The organism is Maribacter algae (assembly GCF_047345745.1).
GTDB lineage: Bacteria > Bacteroidota > Bacteroidia > Flavobacteriales > Flavobacteriaceae > Maribacter.
In genome coordinates, this window is sequence record NZ_JBLFES010000001.1 from 1,363,033 (window position 1) to 1,385,942 (window position 22,910).

At 40.2% G+C, this 22,910-nt stretch carries 9 protein-coding genes; 1 reads left to right on the forward strand and 8 read right to left on the reverse strand.

The features are described 5' to 3' along the window. Positions 1–192: 192 nt before the first annotated feature. The 6 genes from uvrB to ACKWBX_RS06110 form a co-directional block, all read right to left on the reverse strand. Entirely contained in the window at positions 193–2,181 is a 1,989-nt protein-coding gene (gene uvrB / locus ACKWBX_RS06085; protein WP_413967758.1) for an excinuclease ABC subunit UvrB, read from the reverse strand. A gap of 45 nt (positions 2,182–2,226) precedes the next feature. Next, positions 2,227–3,969, reverse strand: coding sequence for a T9SS type B sorting domain-containing protein (locus ACKWBX_RS06090; RefSeq protein ID WP_413967759.1), 1,743 nt, complete (start codon positions 3,967–3,969; stop codon positions 2,227–2,229). Between the two features lie 560 nt (positions 3,970–4,529). Then, a complete protein-coding gene (locus tag ACKWBX_RS06095; RefSeq protein WP_413967760.1) occupies positions 4,530–5,294 on the reverse strand; it encodes a M48 family metallopeptidase in 765 nt (254 codons plus the stop codon). Positions 5,295–5,413: 119 nt separating this feature from the next. Continuing rightward, positions 5,414–6,247 carry an ABC transporter permease gene (locus ACKWBX_RS06100; RefSeq protein ID WP_413967761.1) on the reverse strand — a complete coding sequence of 278 codons (834 nt, stop codon included), beginning with the start codon at positions 6,245–6,247 and terminating at the stop codon, positions 5,414–5,416. 16 nt (positions 6,248–6,263) lie between these two features. Further along, positions 6,264–7,166: an ABC transporter ATP-binding protein gene (locus ACKWBX_RS06105; RefSeq protein ID WP_413967762.1), complete on the reverse strand. Its 903-nt coding sequence runs from the start codon at positions 7,164–7,166 to the stop codon at positions 6,264–6,266. Between the two features lie 229 nt (positions 7,167–7,395). Further along, the gene (locus ACKWBX_RS06110; protein ID WP_413967763.1) at positions 7,396–19,890 is read right to left on the reverse strand and encodes a T9SS type B sorting domain-containing protein; all 12,495 of its coding nucleotides are present in this window, start codon (positions 19,888–19,890) and stop codon (positions 7,396–7,398) included. Between the two features lie 237 nt (positions 19,891–20,127). Here ACKWBX_RS06110 and ACKWBX_RS06115 point away from each other — a divergent pair, with 237 nt between their 5' ends. Beyond that, positions 20,128–21,210 (forward strand): hypothetical protein, encoded by a 1,083-nt coding sequence (locus ACKWBX_RS06115; RefSeq protein WP_413967764.1) that lies wholly within the window; start codon positions 20,128–20,130, stop codon positions 21,208–21,210. A 58-nt stretch (positions 21,211–21,268) separates the two neighbouring features. On the opposite strand, the gene ACKWBX_RS06120 is transcribed toward ACKWBX_RS06115, so the two are convergent. Both ACKWBX_RS06120 and ACKWBX_RS06125 read right to left on the reverse strand, forming a co-directional pair. Beyond that, positions 21,269–22,327, reverse strand: a complete 1,059-nt coding sequence (locus tag ACKWBX_RS06120; RefSeq protein WP_413967765.1) for a nucleoid-associated protein — start codon at positions 22,325–22,327, stop codon at positions 21,269–21,271. 60 nt (positions 22,328–22,387) lie between these two features. Continuing rightward, entirely contained in the window at positions 22,388–22,891 is a 504-nt protein-coding gene (locus ACKWBX_RS06125; protein WP_413967766.1) for an IS1096 element passenger TnpR family protein, read from the reverse strand. Positions 22,892–22,910: the final 19 nt, after the last annotated feature.

Below are 22,910 nucleotides of genomic sequence, written 5' to 3' on the forward strand. Positions count from 1 at the left end.
GCATCATTATAATAAAAGCTCTGTATAAAAAATGCTAAATTTCATTAATTCGCTAGTTTAAATCAAATTTAGTCTTATCTAAAAATTTTATCAATTATTTTAAAACCAGATATTTAAAGTAAATGATTTAAACTTATAAATTATATTTCTTATTTTATTTGTTTTTAAACAAAAAAGAACGAAATCATTAATTTATTCTTGTTTTTGAAGTACTTTTATCTCGTCTCTCAATTTCGCTGCTTGCATAAAATCCAATTCTTTTGCAGCCTTTTCCATGGCTTTTCTTTTGTCCTTAATTAGCTTTTCGATTTGTGCTTTGGTCATGTATTCCAACTCGGGTTCGGCAGCTCTTAATTCTTCCTTTTCAAAGTGGTACGTAGAGACAGAATTTTTAGCTAAAACACTATCCAAACTTTTATTCAAAGCTTTGGGTGTAATGTTATTTTTTGTGTTGTATTCTATTTGTTTTTGACGGCGATAATTTGTTTCGTCAATTGTTTTCTGCATGCTGTCCGTAATCTTATCGGCATACATAATTGCCGTTCCATTTAAATGTCTTGCAGCTCTTCCCACGGTTTGGATCAGGGATCTATTGCTTCTTAAAAAACCTTCCTTGTCCGCATCTAAAATGGCGACCAATGAAACTTCGGGGAGATCTAACCCCTCGCGCAATAAATTTACACCTATCAATACATCAAAAATACCTTTTCTAAGATCTTGCATAATTTCAACACGCTCCAAAGTATCCACATCACTGTGTATATACCTACAGCGTACATTTATTCTATCCAAGTATTTGGCAAGCTCTTCCGCCATCCGTTTTGTCAGGGTCGTTACAAGGGTGCGTTCGTCTTTTTCTACTCTTTGTTGCATTTCTTCCACCAGATCATCGATCTGGTTCAGGCTTGGCCTCACTTCAATGATAGGATCCAACAATCCCGTAGGACGGATAACCTGTTCTACGTAGACACCTTGGCTCAACTGTAATTCGTAATCCGCGGGAGTGGCACTCACATAGATCACTTGGTTTTGCAATGCCTCAAACTCTTCGAACTTTAAAGGGCGGTTGTCCATCGCCGCTGGAAGTCTAAAACCATATTCTACCAGGTTTTCTTTTCTGGAACGGTCACCACCGTACATGGCGTGCACTTGTGGAATGGTAACATGACTTTCATCGATTACCATTAGATAGTCGTCCGGAAAGTAATCCAACAAGCAGAAAGGCCGTGTGCCTGGTTCCCGTCCATCCAAATAACGAGAATAATTTTCAATACCGGAACAATACCCCAATTCCCGAATCATTTCTAAATCAAAGTTGGTGCGCTCTTCCAGTCTTTTGGCTTCCAAAGGTTTTCCAATTTCCTTGAAATAATCGGTCTGCTTCACCAAATCGTCCTGAATATTATGTATCGCATTTTGCAACACATCTTGAGAGGTAACGAACATGTTTGCAGGATAGATATTCAAGTTTTCATAAACCTCAATAATATTATTATTAAATGGGTCAAAGGCCTCGATTTCCTCTATTTCATCCCCAAAAAAATGTATTCTAAAGGCGTGGTCCGCGTAACTGGGGAACACATCTACCACATCACCCTTTACCCTGAAGTTACCATTTCTAAAGTCCGCAGTGGTACGGGAATAAAGCCCTTGAACCAATTGGTGCAAAAACTTGGTCCGGGCAATTACTTGGTCTTTTTGTATTGAAATCACATTTTTTTGGAATTCTACCGGATTACCAATACCATACAAACAAGAAACGGAAGCGACAACCAGTACATCCCTTCTTCCCGATAGTAGGGAGGAAGTGGCACTTAAGCGTAACTTCTCTATATCCTCATTAATGGAAAGGTCTTTTTCAATGTACACACCACTCGTAGGAATATAGGCTTCCGGTTGGTAGTAGTCATAGTAAGACACAAAATATTCAATGGCATTTTCAGGAAAAAACTGTTTGAACTCCGAGTACAGCTGGGCGGCCAAAGTCTTATTATGTGCCAATACCAAAGTTGGCTTTTGCACTTCCTTGATTACGTTCGCTACTGTAAAAGTCTTACCGGAACCGGTAACGCCAAGCAAGGTTTGATATTTTTCTTTGGCCTCTAAACCTTGGCTTAGTTCTTTTATGGCATTGGGCTGGTCCCCTGTGGGTTTGAACTCTGAAACTACTTTAAACTTCATGCTTTAAAGTTACGAAAGGAAGGGAATAAACTGCGACTCGGAAAATTATCTTTTTAGGGTAAAATGGCCCTTTATTTCATTACCATCGTTGGCAACAGCTTTGAACCAATAATCTGAAGCTGGTAAAGGACTGCCCTTGAATTCTCCGTTCCAACCACGGGAGTTCGGATCTATTTGAGTCAATAATTTACCAAAACTGTCAAATATAAAGATGGTCCTAAAATTTATCTCGCCAGTGTTCACCGGTGGTATATATTGCCAATAATCATTGGCATTATCTCCGTTGGGAGTAAAAAATTTTGGGAAACCTTCTAGGCTGAGACTCTGATCGATATTTTTTTGTTCTATGCCGCAACCATTTTTATCCCGCACAAAAACGGTATGATTTCCCGCAGGTACGTTGGTAAAAAGATTACTGTCTTGATATGGCCCATTAATATCATCCAAAGCAAATTCATAAGCTCCCATACCGGAAGCAGTAATTTCAATCCTTAAAGATCCATCTGCTCCGGGAATTGACCTAGCATCCGATATAACAGGGGCTTCCGAAGCCACGACTACAAATTCTTTTCTTGAATTACATTCTATAAGGTTGCCATTCTGGGTCAGAATATCATAGGCTTCGTAGATATAATTGCCAGCTTCGGTTATTTCTACCATTTCGGTCGACGAAATCAACTCTTCTCCACCTATGTCATTAATCCTAAACCAACGATATCCATCAGCTGTATCGGGAGCGGTAATGATTGATGAATTTTCGTTCAAACAAATTCCTATACTATCTGGAAAGTCAATGACCGGATTCAAAGAAATTAATTCACCTGTAGCCGGGTCAAAAAATGGACCGCAACCAATCACCGTAGAAAAACTTTCCTGTTGACAGCCTATCGCACTCCCAGCACTATTAAATGGGACTATTGTTATGAAAAAATTCCTATTAGGTTCAAAATTGGTTACCAGTGTTGAATTTGTTGTGAAGACCGAATTCTCTAAGATATCATTATTAAAAGGGGAGGTTCCTATAGTTACACGATAACCCTCCGCTTCTGGAATCTCAGTCCATTCCAGTATAGGATTCAAGGGGACATTTGTTTCACCGTTTGAGGGGCTCACCAAGCTCGTGCATGACGGCAGCACAGCAGCTTCACCTGTGGTAAATGAAGTTGAAGGACAGAGCAAGGTTGCCGGTCCATTTTCATTCCTTGGTACGATGGTTACGTAGATTATGGTTTCAAAATCAAAATCTGTTGGTGGATTATAGGACAGTGCATTACCAACATTTAAGCCATTTTCGATTTCATTACCGCCGGGACTGGTTCCTAAAAAAACCTCATAAGATGTCGCGGTAGGGGCATAATCCCAAGATATATTTGTAGCTACATTTACATCTGTGGCACCATCAAGAGGGCTATTTAATTGTGTACATGCGGGAGGTGTCAATACATCCGCTGTTCTAAACGAACCAGCAGGACAGACTATTTCTGGAATATTGCCTAAAAAGAAAAGTGTTATCGTCACATAGATCTGAGTATTTTCCGGGAGACCTGTCGGTGGGGTATAGTTCGTAACACTACCAACACTTCTTCTATTCAGTAGATCTGTACCCTCCGGAGTAGTTCCTAGAGAAATGATATATCCTGTTACACCGGTAATATTGTTCCAAACAATTGTAGCATCCACTGGAATATTGGTGCTTCCATCCGCCGGTGAAATCAATGTTGGACAATTTTGAGCTACGGCACAGTTCACCATTAAATAGCATCCAAAAAGTAAGAATAAGCCTTTCATTTTCTTTTCCACAAAAGTTTTTGGATTATTTTAAAGAGCGAAATGCCACTTAAATAATCTGCCGTCTTTTAGTTCGGCATAAAATCGATAATCTTCTAATTGTGTACATTGATATTCAAATTGTAATTCTACTATTATTTTATAGATTTCCTGAATTATCAATTTATTATATTAACTATAAATATAACCAACTTCTAATCAATTATTTCCTTTGAAAGAAATAGTCGTCGATGTTGATTTATTTCAGCATACCAACATTTTATCATAAGCAATAGAAGAATAAAGCGCGTTATAGTAAAGAGGTTTTTGACACTATTCAATCCTAGTTGTAGCTTTTTAAATTGTGCTATTAATCCAATGTGATTTAAACCCCAAATCTATTTTAGACTTCATGCTTTTAAGTTACGAAAGTAGCAAAAATGGCGGGTTGTGGACATACAGGAATTTCTAGGGGAACAGCATCTTAACCCAGTGATTTTCCATATACTAAATTGGTCATTTAAAAAGGCTTTACCCCATAAATAGGTAAAGCCTTCATACATATTGGCAATAAGATATCCCTATTTCTTAGCGTCTTCTTCTTCCGCCCACTTTTTAGCGCGTGCCGTTCTTTTTGCAGAACCAGGGTGTGATGACGAGATGGAACCTTTTCCTCCATCCCCACTTAAATCTGCCAATTTTTGAAAAGCTCCGGCCATGGCATGGTAATCATGACCTTTTGCGACCATGAATTTAAAGCCGTATGCATCCGAGTCCGACTCGTTCGTTTGCGAAAACTGTGCATTGGCGACCGTTTCTACAAAATTACCGATTTCCTCATCGGCTAAAATTTTTCCAGCTCCCGTATTCGCCACCGCTAAATCTTTTGCCGCGGAAATACTGTATGCGGATTGATATCTTTTTTTGGAATGTCCCAATTTCACGTGTCCTATTTCATGACCTATGACACTTAGAATTTCATCATCCGTCATTAAATCCATAAGACCTGCCATGACCCGTACGCTACCATCCGGTGTTGCAAAAGCGTTTACGTCAACTACGCGGTACACTTTAAAATTAAGGTCAAGGCCATCCTCATGTTCCAACCCTTCTACCAATTTTGCCAAACGGTCTCCGTAGGGATCCCCAGCTTCCGCTATTGGATTGTTTTCGTCCATCCATTTAACGGACTGTAAGGATAGCGTAGCCATATCCTCATCCGACAGGGTTGCTGCTTTGACCAGTTTTTTGCCGGCATCTACATTTCCTTTTTTAAGTATTTTCCCGAATTGCGCGTTTGAGGCAAAAACTGAAAATAAGGCTAGTACTACTAAAGAATTTTTCATGGTTTTCGTTTAAATAATTAGTGTTTATAATACACCAAATATAAGTCGCGAAGAGATAAGTTATATCCCTTTATATAGGGATTTTTTATGTTTTTGACAGGTTGTAGGCCGAGGTCTTTTTATAAATCCCTTTTCTTTAAAAGCGCATAGGAAAAATAAATGAAAATGGCCGTCCACCCCAGTACAATGAGTATTTCGTACCAATGAACATGGTAGTTCAGGTTAATCTTTTCTCCAACCTGATCGGCAACCGTCTGCACGGCTTCCAGTCTGGTAATAGGTTCTTTTATAAGATTGAACATGGACTGTAGCGGAAAAAAACCCATTACTGTTTCGGTTGTATCCCCGTCAAAGAGTTTCCATCGGATCAGTCCTCTTATAATGCCCTCCAAAACTTGCCAAAGTATTAGAAAGCCTAAGGCAAAAGCCGATCGTTTTACTAAAATGCCCAAAAATAGACAGAAAGAGAAAAAACCAATAAGCTTTACAAAGAAAGCCAGAACAAATTCTAGGTCGGAAAAAATAATGGACAGCTCATCAAAATCCGAGTATATCAGACCTAGGATTAATGAAACTATGAATACAAATAGCGTAGAAATAAATGAAAAGGAAAGTACCGTTAAAAATTTGGATAGGATAAATTCTTTTTTAGAAAGCCCGTCGATCAAGTTCTGCTTTATCGTTTTATTACTATATTCATTGGCCATCATGGAAACAATGACGATAGCCAAGAACAGCTTAAAAAAAGCGGTCACAAAAGTGTTAAAGTGCCATATATATGGAAAATTGAAAATTCCTATTTCGGCTAGGTGAAATTTTATTGGACCGATATCAAATTTTATAGCGGCCACCAATGCTATTGAGGTGAGCAACACAAAATAGGAAATGATAAGCACTTTGCTGGCCCTATTGTTCCAAAGTTTTATGAATTCTATTTGCAATAATCGTATCATGAGATTCTTTTTGGCGTTAATTGGCTTCGTTTTTGGTAAGGGTAAGAAATTGCTCTTCCAGACTTTCCTTTCGTTTTACCAAATGCGATAAAACAATTCCTTTTTCAAAAACCGATTTGTTGAATGTTCGTGCATCCATTTCTTCTTTTAGGAACGCCGTTATCAAATCACCTTCTTCCTTGACTTCGCCAAAACTGGCATTATTATTTAGAAATGCACTTAATTTATCCTTATCGTCTGTCTTTAGTTCAAAAAAGCCATGACTGGCCAGCATACCATCTACACGCCCGGAATACAATTTTTTACCCTTTCTTAAAATCACAACGTGGCTACATACTTTTTCAACTTCATCCAAAAGGTGAGAGGCGAGAAGTATCGTTGTTCCTTGGCTTGCTATTTTTTTAATGATTTCACGTATTTGATGAATCCCCTGTGGGTCCAATCCGTTGGTGGGCTCATCCAAGATCAGTATTTCTGGGTCGTTCAAAAGGGCAGAGGCAATCGCCAAACGTTGTTTCATGCCCAAAGAGTAGGTTTTGAACTTACTGTTCTTTCGCTCTAAAAGCCCTACCAATTCCAGCTTTTCTTCTATCCTATCCTCTGGAACTTCTTTTATTTTACAGACAAGCTTTAAATTTTGCACAGCGGTCATGTAGGGATAGAAATTGGGTCTTTCAATGATGGCCCCTACTTTTTTTAGCGCCTCGTGGGTTGATGTGTTTCCATCAAACCAAGAAAACGAGCCGCTCGTTTTGTTCACTACATTGAGCACGATACCCAAGGTAGTAGACTTTCCACTTCCGTTAGGCCCTAGAATACCATATACATTTCCCTTTTCAATAGAAAATGAAAGGTCTTTTACGGCAGTTAGATAACCGAATTTTTTCGTCAGATTGTTGACGGTGAGTATTTTCTCCAAGGTGAGGCGTTTTTGATTGATATACTAAGTTGACGAGGAAAGCCCAACTTTGTTACAATTTGGAGACCTGAATTCTATGGACAGTCATTGGAGAATTGAGACTGCTCTCACTTTTTGGGGTATTATCTCATTGAATAACACCGACACAATTAAATAAATCCGTGTATTATAAATGATATGCCGAAAAAAAGAAAAGCCTTTTAGAAAATCATCTAAAAGGCTTTTTTGATTATCTATAGAGCGTGAAATGTCCTACAAACTCTCGCTTATCATTTTCTCCATATAGTTTTATGATGTACCAGTAATCGCCAGAAGGTAGATTGGTATCATTATATAGGCCGTCCCATCCTTCAACATTATCCGGTAGTTTATATACCTGCCTACCTGTTCTATCAAAAACCTTGATAAAAATATTGGGGAATTGTTCTATATTTTTCGGTATCCACATGTCATTGTTACCATCCCCGTCAGGAGTAAAAAAGTTAGGAATTTCAATATCAATGAATTCCATAAAGATACTGGAGACAGACTCACATCCATTTTCATCAACCACTCTTACTGTATACGTATCGGTTTCGGTAATATAAAATGTGTTGTCATTGCCGTTGTCCACATCATTAAAGTAATATGTATATTGCTCTCTTCCGCCTGTAGCCAGTGCTGTAATTTCATTGATATTTTGCTGTACGGCAGATAACTCCAGAGGTAAGAATTCTTCCACCATAAAATCTATTCTATATACGCACCCATTGGCGTGTGCAATTGTCACGAAATGTGCTCCTGGATTTAAGTTGCTAAAATCAGGGTCAAGCACCATGTCATTGGCATCATCCGTATCTAAAGCGTATAGAATATTTTCCGTTACGGATGGGTCTTCAAACGTTTGCACTAAACGATTTTCAGGTGTGGCGCCAGAGCATTCATAAATTACCTCTGCCGTTGCATTCAAATTGGCACCGGATTCAATTTCAATGGTCTCGAATATCTCGCAGCCCATGGCATCTCTTGTGAATACGATATAAGTGCCACTTGCAAGATTGTCATAAATGAACTTTCCTTCCTCAAAATCCGATTCCTCATTACTATTGATACTCGTCCTATACGGGGCAGTGCCTCCAATAATGTTTAACGTTATAGATCCGTCTTCATCTCCTTCACAAATCTCCGGAGTTGAGACATATGTCATTTGTAGCTCTTCCGGTTGGGTAATCGTAAATTCGATCAATTCAAAACAACCATTGCTATCCTGGGCAATTACCTGATAATCTCCAGGGGCCAATTCATCGAACATATTAACGTCGTCAAACTGATTTAGGTTTGGTGAAATGGCAAATTGGTACATTCCTGAACCACCGGTAACATCAATTACAATGCTACCATCGTCAGCTCCTCTACATGAAACATTTGTTGGATGAGGAGTTATCAATAAAGGCTCCGGTTCTTCGATACGAATTTCCCTAGAAGTTTCACAATCCCCGCTTTGTAACCCAACATAATAGAGTCCTTGCCCTAAATTATCAAACGTGTTCGAACTTTGATAGGGTCTTAGAACGCTTGTAAGCGCGGCATCCGAAAAGAGACCATACATGTAGTCTCCAAGTCCGCCGTCGGCGTTGGCTATAACCACGGCACTGTCATCCCCGTTACAATTTACCGATGCCCCGCCGTCAAAATCCAACGTTAATGGTTCAATTGCATTTATGGTAATTTCATTGGAAATTATTGAGACACAGTCAAAACTGTCTTTTATGAAATATTGATATTTTCCTGCCGATACATTTTGAAATACATGGGTATTGGTACCGTTTAAACCGTTCATGGCGTTAAAACTAACACCGTCAACACTCCACAAGTAAGGAGCAGTTCCTCCCATGGCACTAAGCTGAAGTTCCGCATTTACTAGACAGCTTAGTGGCTGTGCTATGGTAAGCGTGCCATTTACTTCCGATGGGTCAATGATTTCAAAAGGAGCAGTATTCTCAAATGTACATTTTAAATCATCTTCCACAAAAATGGTGTAAAAACCAGTTTCTAGATTACTGAAGATAGATGACGTTTGAGAAGCGGAGCTCTGTAGTAACACCGTTTTTGAAACATCATTGTATTTCCTGAGCGTATATCTGTAGTTTGTAACCACGTTTCTAGACGGACTCGAATTCAGGACAAACTCAATTTCCGCATCATTGTCCCCCTCACATTCCAAGGAATTATTGCTGACTATTGCACCAGCAATAGGATCTGGTTGCAATATTTCAAAAGCGTTAGGGAATGTTCTATTGCAGCCCAAAGCATCAGTAATATTGACGGTAAATAGACCTGCCGACAGTTCCTGGAAGAGGTTTGAATTTACGTTATTGATTACTGGATGCGTAGTTCCAGTATCAGTATTGATGATTGTGATATCATAAGGCCCTTCTCCTCCTAACGGCCTCACAATTGCCGTACCTTGTGGAGCGCCACAACCGGCATGTGTCACATCAATGGTATCCAATGTAATCGGTGCGTCTGGACCCGTAATACTAAAGGCTCTTTCTTGGGGACAATTGGGAAAATTGTTTTGTATCACCTCTACGCGGTAATTTCCAGCAGGTAAAACAACTGGAGCTGTTTGGCCTAGCGAGACGGCAAGGTCGGCATATTCCAATGTGTCATCTGTATCGGTGGCCAGCGTACCTTTTGTATCGTAGATGTTCAAGGTGAAATCACTGGCATACGTTGCATCTGAGATATTGAATCTAACCGAACCATTATCTCCATGGCATACGACATTTGCCAAAACTTCAGTAGTTACATCAAAAGTATTGGGTTCTTCAACCACATGCGAAACCATAACTTCACAATTGGTGTCGATATTTTTAACCCCGAAGGTATATGTGCCCGGTTGCAAGCCGCTAAAAATACTAGAATTCTGATAAGTGGTCGACGGTAGCTTCCTAAATTGGTAATTGGTTGGATTTGCTGTAAGACTTGTTTGGCTGCTTACTATATCTATGCTGATGCCCTCACCTAGGTTTGAACAACTAATAGGGTTATCTATATGAATGGATGGAGTGCCCAATTCATCAAAAGGCAAGATACGGGCATAAACAATTTCGGAGCATCCTGTATTGTCATAGACTTGTATTCCATAATACCCTCCGGCAAAATCTGCTTCAATATAGTTGTTGCTGGAATTGTCTTGTACATCAACATTCGGTTCAACAATAGAAGTTGTAATTGGATCGTCCGTTCTAAAGAAACGATAACGGTTGAAGCTATTGGAACCTCCAGAAACACTTGATATTGTTATCATAGCATTGTTTGAAGTGTTTCCTGAGGAGCATCCGAATGCTACAACAGTAGGAGCTCCTATCACGATAGGATTGGGTTCCGATATAGTTATCGGAGCACTGTTTATACTACAATTGTTAGTTGTGGCATCTCCCGTAACGGTAACAACATAGCCTACACCAGTGGTAGGTGCCAAGCCCGTGAACGTAGCGGAAGTAGTTGTTGTGCTGGATGGACTAATATTTGTTGAAGACCCATCCAACGAGGTGATTTCAAAGACATATGGTGCAGCAGCGTTATTTGCCATTGAAATGGTTATCGTGCCATCAGCATTTCCCGAACAGGTAACGTCCATTCCCGTAATAGTATCTATTATCGGCGTTACCATGGGCGGAACATTAATCGTAAATTCCCTATTACAGGAGGCATTGTTGGGCGTATTGGTATCATAGATCGTAACCGTATATTCACCGGCTGCCGTAGGGTGATAATCAAAATTCGTACTTGGTACGTTTGTGGGAGCAACCGGTGTAACCCCCGCATTATTGGTAATGCCATACTGATAATTTGCGGAACCATCAAGAATTTGAATGTTTATGGTCGCGTCCGGAGAAGCAGTACAATCCAATAGTTTTGTTAATGTTGCAGTGGCCGATAAAACAGGATGGACTACAAAATTAGTCTCTACCTCTGTACAACCTTTGCCATCAATGACGTAAATGTCATAAGACCCCGGTGGCACATCTTGAAAAATCCCGGCATTATCTTCAAAAGCAGTAGGAACCGGATTTCCATGAGGAACCTTGGCATAACGCAGATTGCCTACAGCTGAATTACCTGTTGCGGTAACGGTTATAGGAGCGCTACAATTGTCCTGTGCTACCGTCAATGTTGGATTTGGAGACAATGTCATTGCTACCGAATTCAGTACTAATGGGCAACTATATTGGTCATATAAAGTCACGGTATAGTTGCCGGCAGGTGAATTTACCGGTATTTGTACGGGATTATCCGTTGTTCCCGTTGCCGTGTATACGACTACCGGATTTCCAAAAGCATCCAAGTCGGTCGGATGTGTTCCCGTTACATCATAGCTGTATGGAGCACCACCGCCACCAGAAATACCATTAATGGAAATCAATCCCGGGAGATTACATGAAATATTCCGTGTAACTACCGCCGTTCCGGACAAAGGAGCCAATTCTGGTACGTATGTGTTTTCACTTGCACCCTTACAAGCTTCGGTAACATTATCGGCTTCAACTTGAGTTACTTCAATATAATAATCCCCCTCTCCCAATGGCACCGTAGTAGATACGGTTGCATTAAAAGTGACATTACCTCCGCTTGTTTGGATAGGTGTATTATTGCCTACTTGATATATTTCCCAATTCATATTAGGATAAGCAGTGTCCGGTGTAATGGTAAAGGTTATAGCACCCGTGGTTGCTCCTGAACAGGTAGGTGTAACGTCGGTCGTAAACTCTATGGGTATATTTACCGAAGGTATATCATTCACATTGACGCTACTTGAGCGTACACAACCATCGTTCTCAACATAAAAAACATAAGTTCTTCCCGGTACAAGTAACGGCAAGCCAGGCTGCTGCGGTGTCGTAGGATCTATATTGGCGAAAGTATGGGAGGTGCCATGCGGAATGTTTGCCGTCCAAATTGCCATTGAACCATCAAAATTGGCAACATCATCTGTATAGGTATAACGATAGCCTGCTGCCGTATCTCCTTCTTGCCCCTGAACGGTTACCTGTAGGTCATTGCAATTTAAAACCTGAGGGAATAGACTAATGTCCAAATCATCCACTGGGAAAGGAATAATAAACCGATCAAAATCCTTTTGACAAATAGTACCGCTTGGTAATGTAACTTCTATAGAAGGAAATACTTCCGTTCCCGAAGTTCTACCTCTCATTTCATGTGAGTTCTGCCAGCTTAAACCTCCATCAAGGCTATATCGAACTGCGCCTGTCGGGGTAACCACATTAATGAAATTGAATCCATAATCCGCTGGTGTATCGCTACAGTCGTTAGGTATTTCTGGGTCTATATCTGCCGTAATCTCAATGGCATTGTTTATGGTTACGATGGATGAGGTTTCGGAACAAGTGTTTTCATCTGTTATGGTAACTTCATAATTTCCAACACCGATACCGTTAAAAGTTAGTGTATTACCCGAAACATTTGTATCGCTTCTACCATAGTCAATGCCATCCGTAGCCGATAAATCTATCAAGGTATAGCTATATGGTGCGGTTCCGCCACCAACGGTAACATCAATTGAACCCAACCCATCAAAACATTCCGGGTCATTGGCCGTGGCCCCAACCGTCAAAGCTGTTGCAGGGGAAAGGATAATATCTTCTTGGATAAATGTACATATAGCCGGAGCGCCATTATTGTCCTGTACATAAACGTCAAAACCGCTAGGATTTGCAGTAGCCATGGCGTTGGTAATGACTAGGTTATTGGTAGTGCTGTACAGTCCTGATGGACTTGTGTTTGCCGGTACAATAGCATAAAGTAATGTTCCGTTACCTCCTGTTGCATTAACGGTAATGGAACCATCACCACACGAGCTGGGTTCCACTATTGCTACATTGGCTACAAGCTGAGGTTGTACAATAACGGTCTGTGCATTTGAGGTAACGGGGCACCCTAATTGATCTCTAACTTCTATATCATAGCTGCCATCTGACAAGCCACTAAATGTATGGGTTACGGCTGTTGATGGAGTAGGAGCGGTCCATGCGCTCCATACACCATTCGTATTTATTCTGAATTCGTAGTTTCCATTGCCGGCCGTGACATCGACCAAGATAGATGCGTCGTTAGTACCTGAATAACAAGGAGTAGGCGTTAGGTCAAAAACGATATTAGCGGGAGCGGTGATGGTAATTGGCGTGTCTATTATATCTTCGCAACCCTTATCATCCCTCACTCGAACATAATAGTCTCCTGCTGTGGTTATTCCTGAGAATATGGTGTTATTCCCATTAGTCGTAAAATCATACCCAGAAATATTGTTTCCTAAATTGTCCTCTAGTTGATAACGGTAATTGGGAGTGCCGCCCATTGCACTTGCCGTAATGGTGGCATCATTGCTACAGGTCAAGATTTGGCTCAAGCTTGCCGAAGCTACTACAGCATCCGGTGCTGTTAAAGTAGCGGAAAAATTAACCGAGCAAGTATTGTCATTTACCCTTCTTACCTGAATATTGTAGGTGCCATCTGCCAATGTTGCACTTGTGGTTATGGGTGATGCGAAAGCAGTTGTCCAAGTCGTACCGTCCGTTGAGTATTGGAATCCGGTAGTAACATCAAAATTGGAAACTTCAAAACGTATGGAACCATCTGCAACACCATTACAGCTTGGATTGTTTACACTGAGCAAGGCTGAGCTAAATGCTTTGTTATCTTCTACAATGACTGAAATATCCGTTGTTTTTTTACAAATTTCGAGTAATTGATATGCTTCAATATCGTCTAAAATCAATTCGTTACCGTCGTCACTGGGTTGATTGCTTCGCAATACAATGGTAACGTTTGTATTAGCTAATGGGTTGAACGTAACCGTTCTTAAATGCCAATCAGAAGTGTTGTTGTTTTTCGGTATTTCTGCCGTGACATTGCTACTGATAATGTTTCCACTACCGTCCACTAATTGAATTTCTACTTCTGGGTTGTTACCGGCAGAACCGGTTTGACGGAGATTGTAGGCCCAGAAAGAAATTGTGATATCTGTATTAGGTAATACCTCAATATTCGTTCTTTCCCATATAATACTATTATTGCCTACTAGATTATTACTCGGGTTTATGGCAAAAAACCGTCCATTGGTCAATGCCGTATGGTCATCAGGATTTCTATAGGCGGGTATCGGATTGGTCACAAAATTGGTTACGGCATATTCACCATCTACCAGAATACCGGATGGCCCAAGATTACAACTGGTAGTTGAACCATCTTGCGGTTCATAACAATAACCTGGTCCAATCTCGCCAATTTGGGTAGTATGTCCTGCCCCAAAACCCTCAAAAAACAGAATACTTCTTTGAGGGCTGACGTTGGAAAAACCTGCGGTTATCGTATAGGTATTATCCGCTAATCCAGCAAATACATTGTTAGTTTCCGGGGAATTGGGTGTGCCATTTATGGCGTAAGAGTAATCAAAATCTGTTGAGTTGGAAGGGGTAATGGTTACTGTTCCGAATCCCGTACAATCATAAGTAATATCTTGTGAAAAACTTGGGTCGGGCGTTGGTGTAGGAACAGTAAGGTCCATCTCAAAAGTACAGCCTAAAGCATCTTTAACTTCCAACCGATGATTTCCGGGAAGTAAGTTCTGCGTATCTGTACCAGTAAAAGAACTACTCCCATCAAAACGGTATTCATAAGGAGCTTGACCACCGTTGGGATTTATGATTTTTACCAATGCTCCGGCAGGATTACAGGAAGCATCTTCTATAATGGCTGCCGATGCGGTTAATCGGAAGGGCTGTACAATTTCATAATCAAAATTTTCTACACAACCTGTTCCAGTAGTTCCGCTAGAATCCATTACCGTGATGGTATACAGACCGGCTGGTAAATTTTCAAATGTGTTGATGTTTTGATAGTTGGAGCCTCCATCCAGACTATATTGATAAGGTGCCGTTCCCCCATTTACGGAAACGGTCAGGGTAGCCGTAGATGAGTCCGCACAAATAATATCTGTATTTGAAGCTGAGATGGACAGCATCCCTAAATCTGTTACCGTAACGGTATTGGAAGTACCGTAGCAACCACTACCATCCCTCACAATAAAAACATAATTCCCTTCTCTATTTGGGTTTCCAAGGTCACCAAAAAGGAAGTTGGTATTGGTTTGATAGGCCGAATCCGGAACTGAAGCTTCGTCTGCATATAGCATGGCACCATCCTTGCTCCAGATAGCCATTTCATAGTTTGGATTTGGTGCTCCACCGGAGGGTGTAAGATTAACGATACCTGGAGTGCAGGTGATGTTTTCCGAAGTAACGGCGTTTAACTTTAGTGTTGGAATCTCGGATACGGTAATATCGCTTGTAATGGAACAGCCATCTTGAGTGCTGGTTATTACCCTGTAATCTCCAGGAACTACATTGGTGAAAGTATGTGTATTACTGTTCACCGCAAGCTGTTTTCCGGCATCTGAAAATCCGCCGAGACCATCGCTTAGAAAAATTTCATAGCTATAATTAGGCCTTGCATTTAGAGCTGAAATTGAGATTTCACCCAAATCATTGCAATCTGCCGACGTTATGCCGATGTTCACATCGAATATCCTTTCCTGTATACCTATTGGGTCTGTTTCAAAAATACAGGCTCCAGAAATTGGCGTGCCGTCCATAGGGTCTAATTGTACCGCCTGTACTATGTAGGTGCCGCTGGTGGCTATATCAAAATTTGGCCCGTTATTGTCTGAGAAAGGAACAACAATGTTGTTATTTGTAGCATCAATCAATTGAAAACCGTATCCCGTACCAATGCTGGTAATTCTTATGTTTCCTGGAGTATTACATAAAATATCCGTTGGGGGAGGACCATCCAGTTCCACATCATTCTTAAATACATTAAAGTAAAAACGGCTAAAACAACCATTGAGATAGTTGATAATAACTCTAAATTCCCCACTTTCTGTTGCGGTAAAGTTGTTTCCATTGCCCACATTGGTCCACTTGCATGTAGCATTCTTGTTGGCACAATCATCACTGGTATCCGAACAACTTGCTTCGTTTAATTTTTCCCAAGTAATGCTTTGGGCGTCAGTTATGCCTAATTGAATCAGCGCTTCATCAGCAGCACCACATAGAAAAATTTTAGGAAGTAAATCGGCATCTATAGAGCATGTAACTATTTCTCCTTGAATATCATTGCCTGTATTGGCATCGTTATTTACTTGATTGAAATAGCTTATTATCGGGTTTGTTTGTGTAGTGCCAAAACGTTCCACTTTGATACGTTCTATGAGGTCGGGACAACTTCCGCCGGAAGATTTTTCCACGATATAGTCGCCAATATTCGTAATGGCCAAGGTGCTGGGGTCATTGTCCGGATCACCATCATTTAAAACGGTATCCCCGCCATCAACCGTACCATTTGCATTGGTGTCAAGAACCCAATTGTAGCTAGAGAACCCTGAACCTGCCGCCAATATAGTATCTTCTCCGCACAACTGTACCGTTCTTGCTTCATTGCAGCTTGTTAGATCGTTTAAAATAGAATTATTGGCCACATTAGGAGTTCTGGGACAGGCAGTTATAGAAGTAGAACCCCCTTCATCTGTAAATGTTGCGGTATTGATAACTCCTTGATAAGTGGAGAACGCGTTATTTTCCAATGTTGAAGAACAGGCGCTTATGAAACTTGAACAATTACGATCTATGGTAACCGTAATAATGACCTTATATTCCGGGTCTCCAACTTGCACATAGGAATCGTCAATGGCAAAAGTGATAATACCGTTCGCAACATCATGATTGGCTGTTGAAAGTGGTACACTAGAGGTATCAATATTATCTACGGTGACGTTGTTTGGCAAAACATTTCTTATACTATAGTTGGTAGCATTATCATCACCGGTATTTTGAAAACGAAGTACATAATTCAGGGTTTGCCCCAAACTCACGTTCTGTCCGTTTATATCTGTGCCTCCTAAGTCCTCGGAAGTGTTGCCCAATACTATTTCCGGTGCAAATACGCGAGTATATGACGCGGTGTTTACAGTCCCGTTTGTGGTGTTCACAACGGGTACTCCTATTCCGTATTCCCCTCCGTCGCCACCATCGGCATTATTATCCTTATAAAATTCATTGGCATCGCTGCAACCATCACCGTCACTATCTAAATCTAGTTGGTCCGGAGTTCCATCCGAGTCGGTGTCACATCCGGCGGTATGTAAAACACCGCTAATATTTGTTGACCCGTTAACCGTTTGTCCAATGCGTATTATGTTGTTGCCTGGCGCATTCCAACTAAACGGTGTTGCTGCCGTTGAGAGTGTGATAGGTTCCAAAGGCCCATTGGAAGTCTTTGCCCCATATAAGGTCAACTGCCCCCCTTGATCCATTACTACACGAAGTAGCGGGGTTTCTGGAGAACCTGTTAAAGTGTATATTTGGGCATTGCCATTTTCTCCATAACTATAACCATCTGAAAAGGTTGCAAGATTACCCGAAATACCGGGTTGAAATTGAATTTCCCCTGCTATGTCCGTTCCGTTTAGTTCAAGATTAAAGGAATTGTCCAAACTAAAAATATCAACAATTAGATAGTTCTCAGCACCTATTATGGCTGTAGTGTTCGAGTTTCCACTATTTAAATTGAAAGTCAAATCCGGACATTCGTCCCTATCGTAAACCCCATCATTATCGTCATCAAGATCCGTTACATCCCTTACCCCGTCATTATCTAAATCATTGTGTACCGTTATATAGGCCGAAGGATTGTCCGGTGTCGTATTTGAGTCGAGTTGATCTTGCGTATTTGTAACGGTGTTTATCAAACTTAGCAAGGGTAGCGTATCAATTTCATCAGCCTGTACCTCAAGTTCCAATTCTGCTACTTCACCGCCATTTAGAGTGCCAATGTCCCATGTATTGCCACTCCAGGTTCCCTTAATGGTAAAATCTGAAACTAAAGTAAGTCCATCTGGAATATTGTCCGTAATCTGTAGATTGGTAACTGGTCCCACGCCTAAATTTCGGACACGAATGGTAAAAGTAGCCGTTTCGCCCTCTGTTATTTCAGCCTTGTCAACAGTCTTGTCAAGAACTATATCCGGATTACAATACAATGCTTGAATTGATTGCGAGTCATAGGTACAAGGACCTTTGGTTCCTCTTACAAAAAATTCTCCAGCTCCTGATGGAGCATAACTTGGAGAATTGGCTCCTGGAATCAGGACACCATCCTCAAACCATTGGTAAGCATCAAAATTGCCAGTGGCCTCAAAGATTTCAGAACCTACAAAACAACCTGTACCACCTCGTATTTCTAATTTCACTTCGGGTACCGTGTCAAAACCTGAAAAATAACCCGCAACGCCCCGTGCTCCGTTAAAACCAAAAAAACCAATGGCCATTGGGCCAGTAGATTGTACGCTTACATCTCCATTTAGATTAGGTATATAAAACGTTTTCCAATCTGATGAGCCAGCAACGGCATTGGCGGCCGGTAATGAAACAGGTCCATTTCCATCAGTTACTTGAATGTTGGCATCCGGGGTATTTACCGCTGCTATAATGGTTAATCCTCCCGTAACTGGTGTTCCGGCCATATTTTGGATATCAGGAATATTATCCATAACATCGGGAAGCAGACAGTTTACCGGGGCCACAAAATTTAGACCTTGGGTATAGGGTGTAGATGCTCCCGCCAAACATTGATAGGCATAAGCATCTTTTGAAGTTTGTACCAACATATTGGCACCTACCGTATTTGATGAATAGAAACTACTGGGGATTTCAAAATATTCACCATTATTTAAAGTCGCAATTGGAGTTGCAGAACCGTTGACAAAAATTTGGGTGTTATCGGAGGTGGCAATTAATAGCGGAAACTCTGTCCATCCGTTGGCGTTTCCATTACCACGTACAAAAACATACTCTTTTCCCAGTCTATTTTCGGGTACAGGTTGGTCAATTCCTGCATCACGATTGGATGCACCTACTTGCCGACCAAAGTTCATGGAGCCATTACTAATGACTATGTTCTTATCCGAAACAATAGAGGCTCCGATCCAACCATCTTCATGGGCTTGTGTTGGAGAATTACCTATATAAGTTTCGTATACAAAGGATTCATTGGCATTAAGCGTAATTTGATGTGTATTGGCCGTAATACCGGCTCTATTATTACCGACCCTGAACTCACACCCGGGATCATAGCCAAAAAAGTCAATAGTTGTATTGTCTTCGGTTGCCATGATACCCAAAGTGTTCGACTTTGATGGGTGACTACCTCTATTAGGAACGCCTCCCCATTTGAAACGGGTTCCCATGGCCACTCTACCTTTAGAAGTCAAGGATGCAGATTGAGCATTACTACTACCACGGTAATTTACATAAAACCGATTACCGCTCGGTGATTCAAAACGCAGTCCACTATTATTTAGGACAACTCCGGTATTGGCATTATTTACTAAAATAATGTTATTGTCTCCATTACTCATCGTATAAACTGCAGGCGCTACATTAGAAATATTAAAAGTAGCAACTGGCGTCGTATTGGTTCCTCTATAGGCATTTACCGTAAAGGTCGTTGGTTCCGGAGTGGACAGGTAAACGGCCTGTTCCCTAATCCCTTGATTGTTTTGGCCTTGTTTTAAAGGCGGGAGGTAATGAAGATCACTCAACTGCGCATTCAGCGTAATACCAAAAATGAGGAAGAAAAATAAGAGTAGTTTTTTTTGGGACATCAGCTTTTTTTTAACTTTTTAGTTTAGCGACTTCCAAAAAAAACACATGTATCCAAGCTTAATAATAATTTGTTGTAAAAGCCCTTAATCGTGTGGGTAACGCGGTCAAACATGTACGTTCATCGTTAAAGTTTTCGATAACCTGACTAGACAAAGAACCGGTTGATTCTATTTTCGGGAAACCTATAGATTTTAGAAGTTGTATTTTTATGTATCAATTAGGTTTAAAAATCTTATATGTCCGAAGAGCGTTTAATGTCCAAAAAAAAACCGGCTTACCCTGTTAGTAAGCGTTTGGATGAGTATCTGAATCATTACAGTAGAAAAATAGAGATTCCTATTTTTTATGATGATTTGTTACGTTTTTCCGGCTCTGTGGTCGTTTATGATAAGAACGATGAGGATACCTTATGGGTACGGGTCTATTATTCGGAATTTGAGCGGGAAGAAATAGACGATAGTCTTAAAAAAGTATATTCCATATTGCATTCCGATGGTAGCAACAATATTCATCAGTATCTAAATGTGGATGCGGTGGATTTTTGCACCTTTGGGAATTCCAAACCTTTTCGTATTAAAATCAGAAATATTCTTAATGATAATTTTACTTATTTCTACATTAAGAAGACAGATGCTTCCCGTATTTACGGGCTGGAATTGGAACATATGTTGTCTCCGTACAACTTAAACTTTTTAGTCTATAAGGATACGTTGATTGAAGAACATATTGCTGGAATTCCAGGAGATGAGTTTATAAAAACCATGCTTCCAAAATGTTCAGAACCGGAGAAAGCGCAATTGGCAAAGGAGTTCGTGAAGTTTAATGAGCGTTGTATGATCAGGTTGTTGGGTGACATGCGATCTTATAATTATGTAATCGTTCCTACGCATGATTTTGACCATGTGGTGTACAAAATAAGGGCTATCGACTTTGATCAACAGTGTTTTGAAGGCAAACTAAAAGTCTACAGGCCACAGTTTTTCAAGGAGAACTATCAAATGGTAGAATTGGTCCGCCATAAATTGTTACGGGATTCCGTAGATCAGTATAAATTGGAAGAACGATCTATTGTTGCCAAGCGTATTTTGAGTTCCGGTAATCGGATTAAAAAACTACGTTCTATTTGTAAGGGCGATACCATATCTACAGCTCCCAACATTGATTTACTAAAGGAACAGATTCATGAACTCACGGGTGATTTAAATTTTAAAACGTGCACTACCATGGGAGATGTATTGGACAATGCGCTAAGTTTTGTACGCCGTAATTATGAAGATGTGAGTATGAAACAAATCATGGAGAACAATATCAAGATTTAGATGTCGTCCGTTTTCAGTAGCGCGTAATTAGTTTTGATTTTTCTAAACCCTAACTCTTTTATGATTTTTGCTCCTTGTTAAAATACACCAAGTAATAGTACATTTGACGCTCTTCGTCCCAACCTTTTTCAACAAATTTTTCGGCAGATTCCGGATTGATGAAATCCATCTTGATTTGGATATTCGTGTCTAAATTGATGACGTTTTTAATCTTTTTACGTGCGTCTGAAACTGCTTTGTTGGCAATATCGAAGTTGGAAACATCCTCAATGCTATACTTGGGTCCCTTTTCCACTTTATAGTGTTTAAACTCGGGAATAAGTTCCGGATTTTCAATAACCTCGTTTAAAAAATTACTTTCCTCAAAGGCATCGTTCTTTGCAAAATGGTTAACGGCCCTATTCATAAAGAGGACTTCCTGTTGCTTGTCCTCCGCAGGTAAAACCACATCTTTTGCAAAGTTCTGACAGAACTTTAAATAGTTTTTGGTATAGAAATTTTCATCTGCCAAGGCATCAACTCCCAAAAAGTTTTCCAACCAGTATTTGGTATCGTATTTATTGCTATCCACCGAAAGCACTTTATAGCCTTCCTCCTTGTCAACATTAAAAATAAGACAACCTTTATCCAGTTTATTGATATTAATGCCCTGCTGTACCAAAATATCCAGATTTCCCCCTTTTTCCTGAAATTGCAGAAAATCGTGTTTCAACTCACTTTTAAAAATACCTACGGCTTCTACTTTTTTATTATCCAACATGATATTGGACAAATGCGCCACATAAACTTCCCCACTTTTTATGTGTGGATGGTTGGACTGGTCAAAAAGATGCGTTGCTATTTTTTTTGAATTAAGATGTACCGAAGCCGGTTCTAAAAAAATTGCCGAGACTATTTTATGCAGCTCGTTAAATTCAACGTCTACTTCATTGCTCAGTTTAAAGTAATTTTCTTCCTTTTCCCTAAAGGGCTTGAAGAAATACTCTTTCAATAATCCCGTAGTTTCATCGTTAAGCGCAAAGGGCTCCGCAGACAAGAATACACCTTCATTCTTATTTTTATTGCCCACTCTATGAATGGAGATGCTTTCTATTTGTGTGCTGTAGAGGTTTAGCATATTTTGGTTAAAGGTTAAAGGTTAAAGGTGGTTTTATGTTATCGATTACCGGCGGGTTTTTCAATTCCAGTTTTCGTCAAAATCAAGATCTTCATAACTGTCATAAGTATCATCAAAATCTATTTCCTGGTTTTTATTTTCTGCTTCAAAGTTTTTTTCCGGTGGATTTTCAGGTAGTTCCCCAAAACTGAAAAGTACGTTGGGATACGCTCTACCATCTTCTTTTTCCACTATATCCGCCAGTTCGACTAAAAACGTCCACATGTTCAAGAAATCGTAAACATAAATAAGTTTCGGCGTTTTTTCGGTGAGTATATCTTCCAAAAACGTTTCGTTCATCAACCTCACGTCAGAACCATTTTCACTCATATCAAATAGGGCAATTTCGTCCTGTTGGTTCCATTGTTCGTCACAAGTGTAGAAAGATGCCATTTCGCTCCCAAGAAAACCAAAAGCTTGGGTAATGCTATTATGAAAATCCTCTAAAGTATTGTGTGCCTCTATTTCCAAATCCCTAAAGATATCTTCTTCGGCATCTAGAATTATCCTGATTTTATATACCATACCTCAAATTTTATGGGAG